This is a genomic window from Mesorhizobium sp. CNPSo 4684 (genome assembly GCF_057784315.1).
On record NZ_JBWLUX010000006.1, the window covers coordinates 137,514 to 155,523 of the forward strand.

The 18,010-nt window shown below is 64.3% G+C and carries 18 protein-coding genes; 6 read left to right on the forward strand and 12 right to left on the reverse strand.

The window, feature by feature from the left end:
* Positions 1-51 precede the first annotated feature (51 nt).
* Positions 52-2,097, reverse strand: coding sequence for an oxidoreductase (locus AC04SG_RS07485; RefSeq protein ID WP_488550501.1), 2,046 nt, complete (start codon positions 2,095-2,097; stop codon positions 52-54).
* Positions 2,098-2,235: 138 nt separating this feature from the next.
* On the opposite strand from AC04SG_RS07485, the gene queF reads away from it, so the two are divergent.
* Positions 2,236-2,697, forward strand: coding sequence for a preQ(1) synthase (gene queF, locus AC04SG_RS07490; RefSeq protein ID WP_112564976.1), 462 nt, complete (start codon positions 2,236-2,238; stop codon positions 2,695-2,697).
* A 9-nt stretch (positions 2,698-2,706) separates the two neighbouring features.
* Here the strand turns inward: queF and AC04SG_RS07495 are convergent, their stop codons facing one another.
* The 4 genes from AC04SG_RS07495 to AC04SG_RS07510 all read right to left on the reverse strand — a co-directional run bounded on the left by AC04SG_RS07495 (position 2,707) and on the right by AC04SG_RS07510 (position 7,130).
* Positions 2,707-3,309, reverse strand: coding sequence for a YqhG/Tai3 family protein (locus AC04SG_RS07495; RefSeq protein ID WP_488550502.1), 603 nt, complete (start codon positions 3,307-3,309; stop codon positions 2,707-2,709).
* A 4-nt stretch (positions 3,310-3,313) separates the two neighbouring features.
* Positions 3,314-3,793: a DUF3828 domain-containing protein gene (locus AC04SG_RS07500; protein ID WP_488550503.1), complete on the reverse strand. Its 480-nt coding sequence runs from the start codon at positions 3,791-3,793 to the stop codon at positions 3,314-3,316.
* A 93-nt stretch (positions 3,794-3,886) separates the two neighbouring features.
* Complete coding sequence (locus tag AC04SG_RS07505; protein ID WP_488550504.1) at positions 3,887-5,536, reverse strand: ABC transporter substrate-binding protein; 1,650 nt, start codon at positions 5,534-5,536, stop codon at positions 3,887-3,889.
* A 43-nt stretch (positions 5,537-5,579) separates the two neighbouring features.
* Positions 5,580-7,130 carry a trimethylamine methyltransferase family protein gene (locus tag AC04SG_RS07510; protein WP_488550505.1) on the reverse strand — a complete coding sequence of 517 codons (1,551 nt, stop codon included), beginning with the start codon at positions 7,128-7,130 and terminating at the stop codon, positions 5,580-5,582.
* 90 nt (positions 7,131-7,220) lie between these two features.
* Here AC04SG_RS07510 and AC04SG_RS07515 point away from each other — a divergent pair, with 90 nt between their 5' ends.
* The 3 genes from AC04SG_RS07515 to AC04SG_RS07525 all read left to right on the forward strand — a co-directional run bounded on the left by AC04SG_RS07515 (position 7,221) and on the right by AC04SG_RS07525 (position 10,577).
* Positions 7,221-8,123, forward strand: coding sequence for a LysR substrate-binding domain-containing protein (locus AC04SG_RS07515; protein ID WP_488550506.1), 903 nt, complete (start codon positions 7,221-7,223; stop codon positions 8,121-8,123).
* 266 nt (positions 8,124-8,389) lie between these two features.
* Entirely contained in the window at positions 8,390-10,258 is a 1,869-nt protein-coding gene (gene mutL, locus AC04SG_RS07520; RefSeq protein WP_488550507.1) for a DNA mismatch repair endonuclease MutL, read from the forward strand.
* 4 nt (positions 10,259-10,262) lie between these two features.
* Complete coding sequence (locus AC04SG_RS07525; RefSeq protein ID WP_488550508.1) at positions 10,263-10,577, forward strand: DUF1905 domain-containing protein; 315 nt, start codon at positions 10,263-10,265, stop codon at positions 10,575-10,577.
* 39 nt (positions 10,578-10,616) lie between these two features.
* Here the strand turns inward: AC04SG_RS07525 and AC04SG_RS07530 are convergent, their stop codons facing one another.
* Both AC04SG_RS07530 and AC04SG_RS07535 read right to left on the reverse strand, forming a co-directional pair.
* Positions 10,617-11,372, reverse strand: coding sequence for a hypothetical protein (locus tag AC04SG_RS07530; protein ID WP_488550509.1), 756 nt, complete (start codon positions 11,370-11,372; stop codon positions 10,617-10,619).
* A 142-nt stretch (positions 11,373-11,514) separates the two neighbouring features.
* Positions 11,515-12,408 (reverse strand): DMT family transporter, encoded by an 894-nt coding sequence (locus tag AC04SG_RS07535; protein WP_488550510.1) that lies wholly within the window; start codon positions 12,406-12,408, stop codon positions 11,515-11,517.
* Between the two features lie 92 nt (positions 12,409-12,500).
* Between AC04SG_RS07535 and AC04SG_RS07540 the strand changes: the two genes are divergently transcribed.
* On the forward strand, positions 12,501-13,427 hold the full coding sequence (locus AC04SG_RS07540) for a LysR family transcriptional regulator (protein ID WP_488550511.1): 927 nt from the start codon (positions 12,501-12,503) through the stop codon (positions 13,425-13,427).
* A gap of 17 nt (positions 13,428-13,444) precedes the next feature.
* On the opposite strand, the gene AC04SG_RS07545 is transcribed toward AC04SG_RS07540, so the two are convergent.
* Complete coding sequence (locus AC04SG_RS07545; RefSeq protein ID WP_488550512.1) at positions 13,445-14,041, reverse strand: hypothetical protein; 597 nt, start codon at positions 14,039-14,041, stop codon at positions 13,445-13,447.
* A gap of 114 nt (positions 14,042-14,155) precedes the next feature.
* Between AC04SG_RS07545 and AC04SG_RS07550 the strand changes: the two genes are divergently transcribed.
* Positions 14,156-14,389 carry a DUF2093 domain-containing protein gene (locus AC04SG_RS07550; protein WP_488550513.1) on the forward strand — a complete coding sequence of 78 codons (234 nt, stop codon included), beginning with the start codon at positions 14,156-14,158 and terminating at the stop codon, positions 14,387-14,389.
* A gap of 235 nt (positions 14,390-14,624) precedes the next feature.
* Here the strand turns inward: AC04SG_RS07550 and lpxK are convergent, their stop codons facing one another.
* From lpxK to AC04SG_RS07570, 4 genes are read right to left on the reverse strand one after another with little or no spacing between them, the layout of a single operon-like run.
* On the reverse strand, positions 14,625-15,653 hold the full coding sequence (gene lpxK, locus AC04SG_RS07555) for a tetraacyldisaccharide 4'-kinase (protein WP_488550514.1): 1,029 nt from the start codon (positions 15,651-15,653) through the stop codon (positions 14,625-14,627).
* Between the two features lies 1 nt (position 15,654).
* Positions 15,655-16,971 (reverse strand): lipid IV(A) 3-deoxy-D-manno-octulosonic acid transferase, encoded by a 1,317-nt coding sequence (gene waaA / locus AC04SG_RS07560; RefSeq protein WP_192252905.1) that lies wholly within the window; start codon positions 16,969-16,971, stop codon positions 15,655-15,657.
* Positions 16,968-17,756: a lysophospholipid acyltransferase family protein gene (locus AC04SG_RS07565; protein ID WP_488550515.1), complete on the reverse strand. Its 789-nt coding sequence runs from the start codon at positions 17,754-17,756 to the stop codon at positions 16,968-16,970. Before AC04SG_RS07565 ends, waaA begins: the two co-directional genes overlap by 4 nt.
* 5 nt (positions 17,757-17,761) lie before the next feature.
* Positions 17,762-18,007 carry a DUF4170 domain-containing protein gene (locus AC04SG_RS07570; RefSeq protein WP_112564945.1) on the reverse strand — a complete coding sequence of 82 codons (246 nt, stop codon included), beginning with the start codon at positions 18,005-18,007 and terminating at the stop codon, positions 17,762-17,764.
* Positions 18,008-18,010 lie beyond the last annotated feature (3 nt).

An 18,010-nucleotide genomic window follows, 5' to 3' on the forward strand; every position in this document is an offset into this window, starting at 1 on the left:
CTCTCCGCACAGAGGCTCGACTGCGCGCCAACAGCCGGGCCGGGAATGGGCTCAGATCCGCAAGCCGAACCTGATGCCGTCATAGATGGCGGCGTGGATGTTGCGCGAGGCGACTGCATCGCCAATGCGCAACAGCACGAAGCTGCCCTGCGGGTTGCGCTGCGGAAAAATGTCGCCGCCGCCGACCAGCCGCTCGTAGTCGATCGCGCCGCCGTTTTTCGACAACGGCTTCAGCGCGAGATAAAGATCGTCGAGCGGGGCTGTGCCATGTTCGACCACCACCTGGTCGACCCGCCTTTCGCCGCGCCAGCCATCGGCAAAGTCGGAGGCCAGTTCGGCGACCAGCTGGTTGCCCTCTCGCCGCACCGAGCGCAGCCTGGTGTTGATGGTGATGGTGACGCCCTTTTCCTGGAAGGCACGCATATAGGGCACGTGGTTCATGCCGCCCATTTCCGGGGCGAAGAACCGCTCCGGCGAGACGAGTTCGAGTTTCGAGCCGGCATTGGCGATCAGCTCCGCCGCGCCCATGCCCTGGTGACCGCCATTGTCGTCAAAGAGCAGCACGTTCTCCGCCGGCTTGACGCTGCCGGCCATGATGTCCCAGCTCGAGGTCACGAGATTATCGCCTGCTGTCAGCGGCGGGTTCTGCGGCAGGCCGCCAGTAGCGATCACCACCACATCGGGCGCCAGCGCCAAGACATCGCCCTGCTCGGCCCAGGTGTCGTAGCGGATCTCGACGCCGAGCCGGTCGAGTTCGGCCAGCCGCCAGTCGATGATGCCGATCAGCTCCTTGCGGCGCGGGTTCTGCGTCGCCAGCCGAACCTGCCCGCCGGCCTGAGCGGAGGCTTCGAGCACCGTGACGTCATGGCCGCGTTCGGCCATGACGCGGGCAGCCTCCAGCCCACCTGCCCCCGCGCCAACGACGACGACTTTCCGCTTCGGCCCTTCGGTCTTGACGATGATGTGTGGAATTTCGGCCTCGCGGCCGGTCGCGGCATTGTGGATGCACAGCGCCTCGCCGCCTTCATAGATGCGGTCGAGGCAATAGGTGGCGCCGACGCAAGGGCGTATCTCGTGCTCGCGGCCTTCCATGACCTTCTTGATGATGTGCGGATCGGCGATGTGGGCGCGGGTCATGCCGACCATGTCGAGTTTTCCCGTCGCGATGGCATGGCGCGCGGTGGCGACATCGGAAATGCGCGCCGCATGGAAGGTCGGAAATTTCGTCGCCGCCCTCACCTCGCCGGCGAAATCGAGATGAGGCGAAGAGCGCATGCCGGTCACCGGGATGACCTTGGTCAGTGCCGCATCGGTCTCGATCGAGCCGCGGATGATGTTGAGGAAGTCGACCTTGCCGGAACCGGCGAGCCGCTTGGCAATCTCGACGCCCTCTGCTTTCGACAGGCCCTTTTCAAAATCCTCGTCGGCGACCATGCGGATGCCGACGACGAATTTTTCGCCGACCGCCGCCCGTACGGCACCCAGCACCATGTCGGTGAAGCGCAGCCGGTTGTCGAGCGAACCGCCGAACTCGTCGTCGCGGTGGTTGGTGGCCGGCGACCAGAAACCGTCCATCAGATGGCCGTAGGATTCGAACTCGATGCCGTCGAGGCCGGCCGCCTGGCAGCGTTGGGCGGCCGACGCATAGTCGGCGACGATGCGCTCGATGTCCCAGTCCTCGATGGTTTTTGGAAAAGCGCGGTGCGCCGGTTCGCGCACCGGCGAGGCCGACAGCACCGGCAGCCAGTCGGCCTTGTTCCAACCGGTGCGGCGGCCAAGATGGGTGATCTGGATCATCACCTTGCAATCGTGCTCGTGGCAGGCGTCGGCAAGCTCGGCCAGCCATGGCACGATGCGGTCGTCATAGACATGCAGATTGCCGAAGGCGGCCGGGCTGTCGCGCGAGACGATGGCCGAGCCGGCGGTCATGGTCAGCGCCATGCCGCCCTTGGCCTTTTCGGCATGGTAGAGCCGATAGCGCTGTTTCGGCATGCCGTCCTCGGAATAGGCCGGCTCATGGCTGGTCGACATCACCCGGTTCTTCAGCGTCAGGTGCTTGAGCTGATAGGGCTGGAGAAGCGGATCGTTGGAGGTCATCGTCTTCCTGCATTTTCATTAGTGTCGGAGCAGCATGCGCTGCTCCAGTTCTTATTTAAGCATCGGATCTATCCGAAAACCGCTGCACATTTTTCGGTCCGGTGCTAATGAGCGCGGAAAATCCAAGGACAACCGCTTATGATCGATACAAAAACCCTTACCCAGCTCGGCGCGCACGTCGAGACGCCACAAAGCCCCGAAACTGCGGTCCTCGAGACCGTGCCGTTCCAGCGCGGCGACGGGCCGCCGGCAATCGTGCGCTTCACCTGTCCGGAATTCACCTCGCTCTGCCCGGTCACCGGCCAGCCGGACTTTGCCCATATCGTCATCGACTACGCACCCGATGCCGCCCTGGTGGAATCGAAGTCGCTCAAACTGTTCATGACCTCGTTTCGCAACCATGGCGCTTTCCATGAAGACTGCACGGTGATGATCGGCCGCCGCATTGTGGCGGCGACCAAGCCGCTGTGGTTGCGCATAGGCGGCTATTGGTATCCGCGCGGCGGCATTCCGATCGATGTCTTCTGGCAGACGGGGGCGCCGCCTGAAGGCGCCTGGCTGCCCGACACCGGTGTTGCCCCCTATCGCGGAAGGGGCTGAACTCGTCTCTCATTCGCACTGATACTGGCTGAGCGCCCATTCGCCGGTCACCGAGAGCAGGTCGGATATCTTCCAGGCGCCGTCGACCTTCTTCAGTTTCCACTCCAGCCGATGCTGATTGCCTTCGACGACGAAGGCGACCACCACCTTGGCCTGATCACCATTGACGGCCTCGATGCTCTTCAGGCTCTTGTCGATTGCAAGCTTGTCGTAATCGGCGTTGTCGAGCGCCATGTTGGGGTCGAGACATTCGCCCTGCCCCGACGCCCGCAGCGCATCGCTCTTGTCGAGCACGGTCTTGGCCGGATCGACGAAGTTCTTGCGCTCGGTCGGATCGAGCTCCAGCCCGAGATGTTCGTAGAACGGCTTGACGACTGCCGTCGGCGAGCCCGGCAGGATCGGTGCGGCCGGCTCGGATGGCGGCCATGCCAGGGGTGGCGTTGTCGGCTCCACCGCATCCCCGGGTGGATTTGCAGGCGGTGCGCCGCCCGGCACTGTCTCGGCCGGGGCATTTGCGGGTGGCGGACCCAGCAGCCCTTGAGCGGCGGCGCTGCTCATACCCACCGCCAGCAGGCACAGAGTAGGCAGCGCCAGGGCGAGACGGCGGAACACTGGATCACTCCGGCGCTTTGTCGGGTATGCATTCGAGCGCGCTCAGCGTCCAGTTGCTGGTCCTCGAAGTGATGTCGGCGATCTTCCATTTGCCGTCGATTTTCTTCAACGACCACAGCATTTCGCGTTTGGACTCATCGCCTTCCGCAAAAAGGCTGAACGTCGCCGTCACCTCGGCTGTATCGCCGTTGACGGACTCGGCCAGCTTCAATGTCTTGGCAATCGTCTTCTGGTCGAAATCCTGGGCGTCGAGGCCGGGATCGAAGTCGAGGCAGGCGACCTCATCGGGCTTGTTCTTCTGCGCCTGGTCGTTGAGATCGAAGAGTTTCGTCACCGGCTCGGTGAAGCGGTCGCGGTATTTGGCGTCCCCTTCGAATTTCACTTCAGGGACATAAAAGAACTTCACGGCGTTCGAAGCCGGCCCGGCCGCGGCTGCGGCGGGCAAGGCCATCGAAAGGGCAGCGGCCAGCACTATCGGTCTCATGCAGGAATCTCCGGATGTTCGGCGGCAAGGTGGCAATACCACACATCCTGCATATCGGCTTTTTTGCGGCTCATGAAGTCCTTGCGTGCCGTCTCAGCCGTCCAGCCAGACGTTCTGGAAGTCCATTTCGTAAGTCTGGTGCATTCCGTAGTTCTTCACCTTCTTGCTCATGTGGCAGTAGAGCTTCTGCCAGAACGGCTGGATGATGACGCCGGAATCCTGCAGGATCTGCTCGACGTCCTTCATCACTTCCTTGCGCTTGTCAGGATCGGCCAGCGATAGCGCCTGCTTCAGCTTGGCGTCGAAGTCCGGGTTGGCATAGGCCGTTTCGTTCCAGGCCTCGCCCGAGCGATAGCCAAGCGCCAGCACCTGCACGCCGAGCGGCCGCATGTACCAGATGGTCATCGAGTACGGATACTTCGTCCAGTCGTTCCAGAAGGTCGAGCCCGGCAGCACCGTACGCTTCACCTTGATGCCGGCATCGCGCAACTGGCCGGCGATCGCATCGCCGGTGTTCTTCTGCCATTCGTCCTCGACGGTGATCAGCTCGTGCTCGAAGTCGGCCTGCCCGGCATCCGCCATCAGCTTCTTGGCGGCGGCGGCATCCCGCGTCTTCTTGGGCAGCGGATAGTATTCGGGATGGATCGGGGCGACATGGTGGTTTTCGCCGACCGTACCGCGCCCGGCGTAGCCGAGTTGCATGACGGCATCGTTGTCGACGGCCATCTGCAGCGCATTGCGCACCCGCTGGTCGTCATAGGGCTTGTGGGTGATGTTGGTGCGGGCAACGAGCGTGGTTGCCGTTGCGACCTCCGATTTCACCAGATCCATCTTGTCGAGGGCATCGATGAAGTCGGCCGGCGTTTCGAAATTGAGGTCGATCTCGCCGGATTCGAAGGCATTCAGCGTGGCATTGAAGTCGGTGCCGTAGTCGATGAACTCGACACTGTCGAGCGGCGTTTCGCCACCCCACCACTTGCCGTTCTCGCGACGCTTGACGACCGCCTTCGAACCCACCGCATAGGACACCAACTCGAAAGGACCGGTACCGATCGGCTTCTTGATCGGGTCGGCGCCATCCTTGTCGAAGTCGCGATGCACGACCAGCGCCGGATAGTCGGTCAGGCCCGGTATGATCGCGATGTCGGGTTCGCCGAGCTTCAGCTTGACCGTGAGGTCATCGACCTTGGTGATGGCGCCGTCCTTGGCCTTGCCGGTCTTTGTGTCGATCAGCGCGCCGACGCGTGCCGCCATGGAATTGCCGGAAGCACCCTTCTCGCACCAGCGGTTCAGATTGGCGACCACGTCGTCGGCGTTGAAGGCATCGCCATTGTTCCAGGTGATGCCTTTGCGCAGATGCAGCGTGTATTCGGTGGCGTCGTCGTTGACGTCCCAGCTTTCGAGCAGGACCGGCTCGAAAGTGAACTGGTGCGTGTAGCGGACGAGCGGCTCCAGCCAACAACGGGTGACGTTTGCCATCTCGGTCCAGTCATAGGTGCGCGGATCCTTCTGCGCCTTGACCGACATGGCGACATGCAGCGTTCCACCCTTTTTCGGTTCATCGGCCAGGGCCTTTGTCGGCGCGGCAAGGCCGATCATGCCGTAGGCGAAAGCCGTCGATGCGCCGAAGGCGCTGGCCAGCGCCAGGAATTCGCGCCGGTCCATGCGGCCCGCACGCGTCTCTTTCGCCATTGCCTCGATAGCGCCCGGCACGCGGTCGCCATTGCTTCTGAAGAGCGTCATGTTTTCCTCCCTGGGTTGTTCCGTCAGGTCTTCGCCTGTCACATCAACTAACGCTGTCCGGCAGAATTTCCTCTCGCCGCGCGATCAAATCCCTGAGGCCCTCGGCGACGCCCTCATCCAGCTTCGGCTCCTCATAGTCGGCGAGCATGTTGCGAGCTTTCTCGCGGCCGCGCGTGTCGTGGTCCTTCGCGCCTTCGGCCTTCCACTGCTCGTAGGAGTTGAAGTCCATGATGGTGGGCATGAAGAAGGCGGACTCGAAATGCTCGAGCGTATGTTGGGTGCCAAGGAAATGACCCTGCGGCCCGACCTCGCGGATCGCAGCCATCGCCTCCTTGAAATCGTCGAACGCCAAGCCGCCGGCATATTTGTACCAGCCGACAAGTTGCTCGCAGTCGGTGGCGAATTTCGAATAGCCGCAGGTGAGCCCGGCTTCGAGCCAGCCGGCGGAATGCCAGATGTAATTGGCGCCGGCGAGGATCGCGGCATGCATCAGCATGTTGGATTCGTAGCCTGCCTGGGCGTCGTTGAGCTTGGAGCCGACATGGAAGCCGGAGGTGCGCCAGGGCAATTTGTATTTCCGCGCCAGCGCGCCCATCAGATACATCATCTGTGCCGCCTCCGGCGTGCCGCCCATCGGGGCGCCTGTCTTCATGTCGACGGTCACCATGAACTGGCCGTAGATCTGCGGCGAACCTGGGCGGATGAGCTGCGTGAAGGCGACACCGGCCAGCGCTTCGGCATTGACCTGCGCCACCGCGCCGACGGCCGAGGCGGACGTCGAGGCACCGCAGAGCGCGAAGGGCGCCAGGATTAGCGGCTGGTTGTGGCGCGCATAGACTTTCATCGCGTCCAGCATGGTGGCGTCCCAGACCAGCGGCGAGTTGCAGTTGGTGATCGACACCAGCACCGGATTTTCGCGCACGAACTCTTCGCCAAAGACGATGCCGGCCATTGCCATCGTGTCCTCGGCCCGTTCCTTCGAGGTGACGATGCCCATGAACGGCTTGTCGGAGTGCTTCAGCGCCGAGTGGATGATGTGCAAATGCCGCTTCGGAACCGCGATTTCCATCGGCTCGCAGATAATCGAGCTCGACGAGTGCAGCGCCGGCGCCATGTAGGCGAGCTTGTGGAAATTGTTGAGGTCGGCGAGCGTGCCGTAGCGCCGGTTGTTGTCGAGGTCGCGCACATAGGGCGCGCCATACATCGGCACGAAGACGGAGTTCTTGCCGCCAACGCGGACGGTACGCTCAGGATTGCGCGCATTGAGGGTGAACTCGGACGGGACCTTCGAGACCAGCTCCATCAGCAGGCCGCGGTCGATGCGGACGCGTGTCTCGGACACGTCGGCGCCCGCCGCCTTCCACATGGCGATGGCTTCGTTGTCACGGAACTCGCAGCCGACCTCCTCGAGGATGGCGAGCGACTCCTGGTGGATAAGCTCCACCGCCTCATCCGGGACCATCTGATAGGTAGGGATCTCGCGGACCAGGGTCGGGAACGAGGTGACGGGGGCGCTCCTCAGCGCCTTGCGCCCGAGGCGGCCGCCGCCGCGGCGGTGGGTTTGCTCGGTCAGTTCAGCTGCCGGTGCGTTCATGGAGCCTCCTAATTCCGTTCCAGCCAAGTTAGCGAGATGAAATATGGATGTGACGCTGGAAAATCCTGATCTCTTGTATAAGCTGAGCTTATGCGAAGCTTGCGCCACCTCCTGCCCTCGGCCGGCAGCCTGATCGTCTTCGAGGCGGCGGGCCGGCTGTCGAGCTTCACCGCCGCCGGGCGTGAACTCGGCATGACGCAGGCCGCCGTCTCCTATGCGGTGCGCGGGCTGGAGGAGCAGCTTGGCGTCCAGCTGTTCCAGCGCCGTCACCGCCAGGTCATCCTGACGGAAGCCGGCGGGCGCTTCCATGCCGACGTCTCGCTCGGTCTGTCGCATATCCGCAAATCGGCGGAGGATCTGCGCCTGCAGGCGACCGGCGGCCATGTCACGCTAGCGGCCTCGACCGCCTTCGGCTCGTTCTGGATGATGCCGCGCCTGCAGCAGTTCCGCGACGAGCTGCCGGGCATCGATCTCAGAATCCAGACCGCCGACCGCGACCTCGACATCATCGCCGAAGGCATTCCGCTGGCCGTGCGCGGCGGCGAACCGCGCGACTGGGCCGACTATCATTCGCTGCCGCTGGCCGACGAGGAGATTTTCCCGGTGGTGGGCGCCAGCTATCTCGCGAAATTCGGCATGCCGAAGACTGTCGCGGAGCTGGCCACGCACCGGCTGATCCATCTCGAAGAGCCCTATCGCGAGGCGGCAAGCTGGGACGAATGGTTCCAGTCGGCCGGCGGCAGCCTCGACAACACCGCGCGCGGCCTGCGCATCAACGATTACGGCCTGGTGATCCAGGGCGTCATGGAGGGCCAGGGCATCGCGCTCGGCTGGCGGCATCTCGCCGAACGACTGCTGGCAACGGGGCTGCTGGTGCCGGTGACGGATCATGTGCTGAGGACCGGCAAGGCGTTCTATGTGGTTTGGCCGAAGAATCGCGAGTTGAGCGAGAATGCTCGGAAAGTCAGGGATTGGCTGGCGGCGCAGGCTTGAGTTCGGCGCACACATGAGGGCGGCGTTCCTGCACACCCCCTCTGTCCTGCCGGACATCTCCCCCGCAAAGGGGGAGATCGGATATCGCCTCGACCTTCGCCAATTTTCAACGTCGAAAGGCTGGCGGAAGCGGTGCAGCTGCCAATCTCCCTCCTTGCGGGGGAGATGGCCGGCAGGCCAGAGGGGGTGCTGTCCCGCTGGCGTCTCCGACGTTCGGCATGCACTGAATGCTTCCGCACACCCCACGAATCCGCCTATAATGCCCCATGCCCATTCGCCAGCTTTCCGAAACGATGATCAACCAGATCGCCGCCGGCGAAGTCATCGAGCGTCCGGCGAGCGTGGTGAAGGAACTGGTCGAGAACGCGCTCGATGCCGGCGCGTCCCGCGTCGAGATCGTCACCGCTGGCGGCGGACTGAATCTGATCCGCGTCACCGATGACGGCTTCGGCATTCCAGAACCGGAGCTGGCGCTGGCGATTGCGCGCCACTGCACGTCCAAGCTCGCCGACAATATTCACGACATCCGCTCGCTCGGTTTCCGCGGCGAGGCGCTGCCGTCGATCGGCTCGGTGGCGCGGCTGTCGATCCGCTCGCGCACGGCCACCGGCGACGCTGCCGCCGAGATCGGCATCGAAGGCGGCCGGGTTTCGGCGGTCAAACCGGCGGCGGCCAACCGAGGCACCACGGTCGAGGTGCGCGACCTGTTCTTCGCCACGCCGGCCCGGCTTAAATTCATGAAAGGCGAGCGGGCTGAAAGCTCGGCCACCAGCGACGTGGTCAAGCGCATCGCCATCGCCTTCCCGGCCGTGCGCTTCACGCTCGCCGGCTCCGACCGCTCGACGCTGGAATTGCCAGCCACCGACGACAGCGCGGAAGGCAGCCTGCGCCGCGTCGCCCAGGTGATGGGCGCCGAGTTCCCCGACAATTCCATTGCCATCGATGCCAGCCGCGACGGGGTGCATCTGACCGGTCACGTCTCGATCCCGTCCTTCACCCGCGCCAACGCGCTGCAGCAATATGCCTATGTCAACGGAAGGCCGGTGCGCGACAAGCTGATTGCCGGCGCCATTCGCGGCGCATTCGCCGATGTGCTGCCGCGCGACCGGCACGCGGTGACCGTGCTGTTCCTGACGCTCGATCCGGCGACCGTCGACGTCAATGTCCACCCGGCCAAGGCGGATGTGCGCTTCCGCGACCCCGGCCTGGTGCGCGGGCTGATCGTCGGCGCCATCCGCGAGGCGCTGGCCAATGCCGGCATCCGCGCCGCCACCAGCGGCGCCGCCGGCATGATGGCGGCGTTCCGGCCGGGCGCTGCGTCCTATGCCCATGCCGGCCCGGCCAACGGCCACCGCAGCTATGACGCGGCCTATCACGCGTCGGGCTTTGCCGGCTTCGACCGCTCGCCGCAGCGGCCGCTGGATATGGGTCAGGGCGAAGCAAGGGCGCAACGAAACGGCTTTGCTGACAACGATCAGGCGGCGTTCGATGCCGGGCCGCTTGCCAGCGCCGATGCGCGTGCCGGCTCAGCCGAGGCGGCCGAGACGCTGCTCGGCACGGCGCTGGGTGCGGCCCGCGCGCAGGTGCACGAGAACTACATCGTCGCGCAAACCCGGGATTCGCTTGTCATCGTCGACCAGCACGCGGCGCATGAACGGCTGGTCTACGAAGCACTGAAGAATGCGCTGCATTCCCGCGCCGTGCCCTCGCAAATGCTGCTCTTGCCTGAAATCGTCGACCTGCCGGAAGAGGACGCCGAACGGCTGGCCATGCATTCCGAGACGCTGGCCCGTTTCGGCCTCGGCGTCGAGCGCTTCGGCCCCGGCGCAGTGGCAGTGCGCGAGACGCCGTCGATGCTGGGCGAGACCAATGTCCAGCAGCTGGTGCGCGACCTCGCCGACGAGATCGCCGACAATGACACGGTCGAGACGCTGAAGGAGCGCCTGGACAAGATTGCGGCGACCATGGCCTGCCATGGCTCGGTGCGCTCCGGCCGCCTGCTCAAACCCGAAGAGATGAACGCGCTGCTGCGCCAGATGGAGGCGACGCCGGGATCCGGCACATGCAACCATGGCCGCCCGACCTATATCGAGCTCAAGCTCGCCGACATCGAGCGGCTATTCGGGCGGCGGTAAGCCTGTGAGCGGCAACTCGACGGTCCAGTTCCAATTCGAAGCCGAAGTGGTCCACTGGCGGGGCCCATCGCCATACTTCTTCGCGCCAATCCCCGAGCAGCATGGCGACGAGATCAAAAAGGTGGCGAAGTTCGCCACCTATGGCTGGGGGGTGATACCTGTCGAGGCCACCATCAATCGCTTCATGTTCGGCACATCGCTATTTCCCAAGGACGGAAGCTATCTTTTGCCCTTGAAGGATGCCGTCCGGCGCAAGTGCAATCTAACGGCAGGCGATTCGATTTCCGCGTCCATTTCGATACAGCTTCGCGGACGATAACGACGCCGCCTGTGGGCGATTATGTTGACAGGCGTCGCTTCACTTCTTCAGGCGATACTTCTTGGTCTTGCGGTCAAAGACATACTCCTCCTCATACCCGGCACGGCCATCGTAGAAACTCACCGATATGATGTCCTTGCCTCGCTCAAGACTGTTCTGCACGTTCCAGTAGATGGGTGTCATCAGCATGCCCGCATTGCAGAGGTCGCCGCCGAATTTGATGGTCTGCACGGCCTTCTTCCGCTTCTTATTGATGACCTGCATCTTCGTCATGCAGATTCCGTTGTCGGTTTTCGCGTAGATCCCGGCAAACCGGTCAGTGGCCGACTGCGCCCAGAAGGGAATCTCGACGGTTCCTTCGACCTTCCCCTCCCCGGTGTCGTCCAGGCCCGCGACCTTCCTGAGATTGACGGGGAATTTATCGACGCCCTTGCTCCAGCTGCCCGTCAAGACGCCGTCACCAAGCTCGAGAGAAAACGGGCATCCAGCGGTATCAAGGCCTGTTTTTTTGCCCATGACGATGACGCGCTCGAACTCCTCGTCATCCGCAATCGCGCAAAGCGCAAGGCCGGCGCCACTGGCTTTGCCGTAGAGCGCGATCGGACTTTGCTTCGCGTCATAGAAGTAGCTGCCCTGGACAGTGATGCCGCTGCCGAAACTGTAGGTTTGCAAGGAGAGATGGACGGGATCGGGACCGATGGAACCTTCATAGTTTTCCACGTGATACCAACCCGCCATGGCTTTGCCGCTGAGCAGCAGCAAGCAAAAAACGGCCGATGCGAACTGCCTGACCATCCTGACCCCCCGGTGAATTTCAACTCACCATAGCCAGCCGGTGGGGTCATGTCTGCACCGCAGCGACAGCCGGCCGTCTCGTGAGCTGTGAACTCCGGTACGGCTCTCATTTTGATTCGGGAAAAGCGTCCAACCCTCTGATCTAACGCTTCAAATTCACCACGATGACACCGCCAAGCGCCAGCGCGCCGCCGACGATGCCGAGCAGCGTCGGCACTTCGCCCAGCCAGAAGAAGCCGATCAGGGCCGACATGGGCGAAACCAGATAGAGGAAGTTTGACGCGCGTGCCGCAGGCAGACGCGAAAGAGCGGTTGCCCAGGCGGCATAGGCAATCAGGCTCGGCACGATGCCGAGAAAGATCACGGCGCCGATCCCGGCTGTGTTGGCGACCGCTGCCTGCGCAAAGCCGCTTGGCAGAAAGGGCGCCAGACAAAGTGCGCCAAGGATCATGTTCGAGGCCGAGATGGTCAGTGGGTGATGGCGGGCAAAAAGCGGCTTCTGAACGATCGTGTTGATGGCCGAGCACAGCGCGGAACCAAGAACCAGCAGCGCACCGGTGTCGAAATGCAAGCCATTCCCGTCGGCCACGGCGATGATGCCGATGCCGGCGAAAGAAATCGCCGTGCCGAACCAGGCCCACCCTGAGAAGCGTTCGCCCAGCAATGCCATTGCCATGATGGCGGTAAAGATCGGGCTGACATTGATGATGAAGCCGGCCGCACCTGCCGATACGGTCAGTTCGCCGTAGTTGAGCATGACCGTGTAGAGCGCGACGAAAATCGCGCCGCCAAAGGCGAGGCGCCACAATTCGTCGAGCCGCGGCAGCGCCGGGCGCTTGACGGCAAGGAAGATCGCCGCCGGTACCGCGGCGATGGCAAAGCGCAGCGCACCGAGTTCCAGCGGCCCGAAGGCGGCGAGGCCGGCGCGGATCGCGGGAAAGGCGGACGCCCAGCCGACCACCGTCAGCGCCACGGCGATGGCTGCCGTGGCGTCCATCCGCTGTGTCGGATTCGACGTGCTGGTCGTTGCGCTCATCTCACTGTCCTTCGTGTTCTTGGGTCTCGAAAGCCAGAAAGCGCCTTTTCGACGCCGTTGACAAACGATCAAATCGAGGATCACCTGTGACTATGGATCACAGCTCAGACACAATGGTGCCGCTCGAGACTCTGCGCGCCTTCGATGCGGCGGCACGCACCGGGAGCTTTTCGGCCGCCGCCGAGAAGCTCCACATCACCCATGGCGCCGTCAGCCGGCAAATCGCCAAGCTGGAGGACTGGCTGGGCCTGAAAGTGTTCGACCGCGGCGCGCGCGGCGTCTCGCTGACCATCGAGGGCAACCGTCTGCATCTGCGCACGGCGGAGGCTTTTGCGCTGATCTCCACCCATTCCGACCGTTGGGTCGAGCCGCGCGGCACCGCCGTGGTGCGGCTGACCTCGATCCCCTCGGTCAGCGGGCTGTGGCTGATGCCGCGCATGGCGGCGCTTGAGAACAATCCCAGCAAGCTGCGTATTGTGCTCGACGTCGACATCCGCCAGGCCGACCTTGCCGACGAAGGCATCGACCTGTCGATCCGCTGCGGGCGCGGCGGCATTCCGGGCCGGATCTCGGTGCAGCTGTTCGAGGAATATGTCTTTCCCGTCGCCGCACCTGGCCTTGCCCGCGAGATCGGCCGCGGCGACCCTGCCCGTCTGCTCAAATTTCCGCTGATCAACGATTCCGACGCATCGGGCTGGCGCGCCTGGTTTGCCGCTCAAGGCATGGATTACCGCCCGCGTCCGCAGGACCGCCGCTTCGAAGACTACAATCTGGTGCTCGATGCCGCCGCTTATGGGCTCGGCATCGCGCTGGCGCGGCCGCCATTGACCGGGCAACAGCTGGAGGCGGGCCGCATCGTCGCCGTCGATGAGCGCACGGCGCTGAACCCGGTGTCATACTGGCTCGACCGGCCGCTGGGACGGCCGCGTACTGCTGCCGCCGAACTCTCACGCCGCATCGCGATCGAGGCGGGGCTGGCGATGGAAAAGATGGAAGCGTTCCTCGAAGCCGAACGCTAGCGACGATCGTTCGGTGCTCAGCGAAGCACCAGCAGGACGAACCCGATAATCGCGACAGCCAAAAACCCGGTCCCTACCGCCATCAGCCCGATACGCATCTCTTGCTGGCTTTCGGGCTGGACTGCGCCATTCGATCGAGGCGTCGCCTGCCCTCGTGTCGCCGCTGCATTGGTTGCGGAGGCACGAGACTGCGGCGAAACTTCAGGGACGAGAAAGGCAAGCCATGGCAGGCCTGCGGGTTTCGCAGCAGCGCCATCGTCGGTCCTTGGCGGCAACACCGGCAAACCGTGCTGTGCGTCGTCGTTTGCCGGTGCAGGCGCCGCGGCCCTTGTCGGGGCACCATCTGGCGTCCCGGCGCCTGGTTCGGCAATTGCCAGATAGGCCTGCAGGATTTCGGCAGATCCTCTCTGCTGCGCCTTGGCGAGGGTGGCGGACAACTGGGCCTGCAGCGCTGGCACCGCCGCCGGCTGCAATGGAGCACCGGATGGCGCCGGCGGCTGCGCCAGCGCCTTGACAAGGCCCGTTTTCGCCGGGTCGGCGTTCGCCGACGGCACCGCCGCCAATACCATGGCTTCGCGCAGCAGAGCGGTCAGACGGGCCGATGAAATGTCCATGCCGGTCCCACGAGAATGGTTTGCGGCGCGACAATAGAGCCTCAGCATTGCGTCAAGCTTGACCTTGCCGGCAATTTATGGCGATGAAATCAGCATGAACTCTGGCACCACCCGATGATGAATCGTTTCGAAGGCCCTGGCGGCAAGGAAGCCCGGATCCGCTATCTCGACGGCGATTTCCAAGTCACCAGCCCCGGCGCATTCGTGCGCTGCGCGGTGACCGGCGAGAGCATCCCGCTGGACGAGCTGAAATACTGGAGCGTCGCCAGGCAAGAACCCTATGTCAGCGCCGCCGCCTCGCTGCGCCGCGAGATCGAAACGCATCCGGACCTGCGCAGCCGGCGCTGAGCAGATACCTGCCGCCAGCGATCCTTCACACCCCCCTCTGCCCTGCCGGGCATCTCCCCCGCAAGGGAGGAGATCAGCTGTCATCGATTCATTCGCTGACCTACAGCGCAGCAGGAATGGCGGCGCATTGAAGCTGCCAATCTCCCTCCTTGCGGGGGAGATGGCCGGCAGGCCAGAGGGGTGCTGTCCCGCCGGCATCTCCGAGTATTTGGTCGCTGCGCGCGAAACCCCGCCCCTAACCCTGCAGCCTGCGCTGCCTCCACGCGTCCAGCGTCTCGTCGATGATGCGTTCGGGCACATTGTCGAGCTCGAACATGGCGTCGATCTCCAGCACGTCGAGCTGACCAAGGAATTCGGCCGAGGCTGCACCATGGCGCAGCCGGGCGGCGTCCTTGGCAGTGGTGACGAGGCCCAGTCCCTCGCGGCGCGCGGTTGCCGCCAGCTCAGCGAGCTCGTCAGGGGCATAGAAATGATGGTCCGGAAACGACCGGGTCAGCGCCACCTCAGCGCCTGTGCCGCGCAGCGTGTCGAAGAATTTTTCGGGATGACCGATCCCGGCAAAGGCGAGGAAACGCCGACCGGCGAAGCGTTCCTTGCCGCCGGGTTCGGCATGCGCCTCGAAGATCGGCCTACCGGCGCGGGCGGCCTGGCGCACCACCTGGTCGGCGGCGGTGCCCTCGCCCATCTTCAGCAGCCCGTCGGTGAAGACCAGTTGGTCGACGATGTTGGCTCTGAGCGGCCCACCCGGAATGACGCGGCCATTGCCGATGCCGTAGCGGGCGTCGACGACGACCAGCGCATAATCGATATGGATGCGCGCGCTCTGAAAGCCGTCATCCATGATCAGGAAATCGCAGCCATGGGCTTCCAGGAGCAGTTTGGCACCAGCGGCGCGGTTGGGGCTCACCGCAACCGGCGCATGCTCGGCCAACAGCAGCGGCTCGTCGCCGACATGTTTGGCGGCGTCGTGATTGATGTCGACGACATGGGGCTGCGCGAACGAGCCGCCATGGCCGCGCGACAGGAAGCCGGGATTGAGCTGCATGCGCCTGGCCTGCTTTGCCAGCGCGATGGCGACCGGCGTCTTGCCGCTGCCGCCGACGGTGAAATTGCCGACGCAAAGCACTGGCGCGTCGATCTTTTCGCGCGGCGCGCGACGCATGCGGCGGCCGGCGACCATGCCGTAGACCGCCGACAGCGGCGACAGCGCGAAGACCCGCCAGTCCGGCGCCTCCCACCAGAAAGGTGGTGCTTCCGACGCCACCCTAGCGCCCGTCGGCGCCCTTCAGGCGCGACTTGACGATCAGCGGCTGGATATAAGGCTCGAGCGACTTCAGCGTGTGCGCCAGCGCACCGCGCATCTGGTCGACAGTGGCGGCACCGGCCGCCATCATCTCATGGCGGGCGACTTCATTGCTCAGCAGAAAATTGACGGCGCCGGCCAGCATGTCGCGGTCGCGCACCAGCTTGGCGCCGCCGCTGTCGAGCAGACGCTGATAGGCTTCGCGGAAATTCTGGACGTTGCGGCCGGCAAGCACAGCGGTGTCGAGCATGGCCGGCTCCAGCGGGTTCTGGCCGCCTTCCGAGGTCAGCGAGCGGCCGACAAAGGCGATTTCCGTCAGCCGGAGATAAAGCCCCATCTCGCCGATCGTATCGCCGAGCAGGATATCGGTGTCGGCGGTGATCCGGTCGCCCTTGCTGCGCCGCGCCAGCTTCAGGCCCATGCCGGAAATCTGCGCGGCAAGCGCTTCGGCGCGGTCGGGGTGGCGCGGAACGATGATCGTCAGCAGGCCATGGTGGCGCTTGTAGAGCATGGCGTGGACCTCGGCGGCGACCACCTCTTCGCCGTCATGGGTCGAGATCGCCGCCCAGGTCGGGCGGCCGGCGATCTGGCGCTTCAGCGTCGCCAGAGTCCTTTCGTCGACCGGCGGCGGCAAGGTGTCGACCTTGAGGTTGCCGGAGACGGTGACCGGCCGGGCGCCAAGCGCACGAAACCGTTCGCCATCAACATCAGACTGGGCAACGACATGGGCGAGGTTCTCGAACAGCGCCTCGGCGATGTTGGCGCGCTTCTTCCAGGATTTGAACGAGCGGTCGGACAGCCGGCCATTGACCAGCACCTGCGGCACGCGACGTGCGCCGAGTTCGAGGATGGTCATCGGCCAGATCTCGGATTCGGCGATGATCGCCAGGTCCGGCCGCCAGTGATCGAGGAAGCGGCTGACCGCCGGCTTGAGGTCGAGCGGCACATATTGATGGATGATGCGGTCGCCGAGCCGTTCGTCGGCGACCTGCGCCGAGGTCACCGTGCCCGTCGTCAGCACGATATTGACGCCGTAATCGAGGATGCTTTGCACCAGCGGCACGACAGCGATGGTCTCGCCGACGCTTGCGGCATGGATCCAGATCACCGGGCCTTCGGGACGCGGCCGCCCGGCGACGCCGTAGCGCTCGCGACTGCGACTACGATCTTCCTTGCCCTGCGACGTCCGCCAGGCGACATAGGGGCCTATCAGCGGATAGGCGGCCGCGCCGGCGAAGCGATACGCCGTCAGGAAGGCGCGCGCCCAGCGCTCGCTCATGGATTGCCGTCCACGAGGCGATAGGCCTCGGCGGTTGCGGCATTGAGCGCGGCCGTGACTTCCCGGCGCTTGCGCTCCATTTCGGCCTCGTCGGCATTGGCCGGCACAAACACCGGCGTTCCAATGACGATCGAGGAGCGGCCGAACGGCAGGTTGATGGTGGTCTTGTCCCAGCTCCGTTCCAGCACCTTGCGGCGGCTGGTGGCGATGGCGGCAGGCATGATCGGCCGACCCGAAAGCCGCGCCAGCAGAACGATGCCAAGCCCCGCGTCGCGCGGCGTGCCGTGGGGAATGTCGGCGATCATGGCGACGTTCTTGCCGGCGACGAGTGACTTTTTCAGGGCAATAAGCGCCTTGGCGCCGCCCTTGTCGAGGTGCTTCGAGCTTTCGCGGCCGCCGGAGCCGCGCACCGCCTCGATGCCGAATTTCGCGATCATCAGCGCGTTGAGTTCGGCATCGGCACTGCGCGAGACCATGGCGACCAGCGGCCGTCCCTTGGGATAATAGGCGGGTGTGAGCAGATGCTGGCCATGCCACAGCGCGATGATGCCAGGCTCGAACTTGGCGTAGGCGCCGCCGGAAAACTGCGCCGAGCCTTCGACCATGCGGTTGGTCAGGCGCACCAGGCGGACAAACCAGGCGAGCAGGCTGACGATGATGCTCTTGACGATTCGCGACTGCGCCAATGGCTCGCGGATCTTGCGCCAGAACGTCTTCGTGCTGCCGCCGCGTCTTCTTCTGACCGCGGCGCCGGTGGGCTGCCCTTTCACCGCTTCATGCTCCATCGCTGTCAACTGCCGGCCTTGCTTTCAGGGTCGAGCAGCCGATGCAGATGAACGACGAAATAACGCATATGGGCATTGTCCACGCTGGCTTGCGCCTTGGCTTTCCACGCGCTGTGCGCGGTTTGGTAGTCCGGATAGACGCCGACGATGTCGAGCGCGTCGAGATCGCGGAACTCGGTGCCACCCAGCTTCTTCAGCTCGCCGCCAAACACCAGGTGCAAAAGCTGTTTCTTTCCGTCTTCCGCGGGCATTTC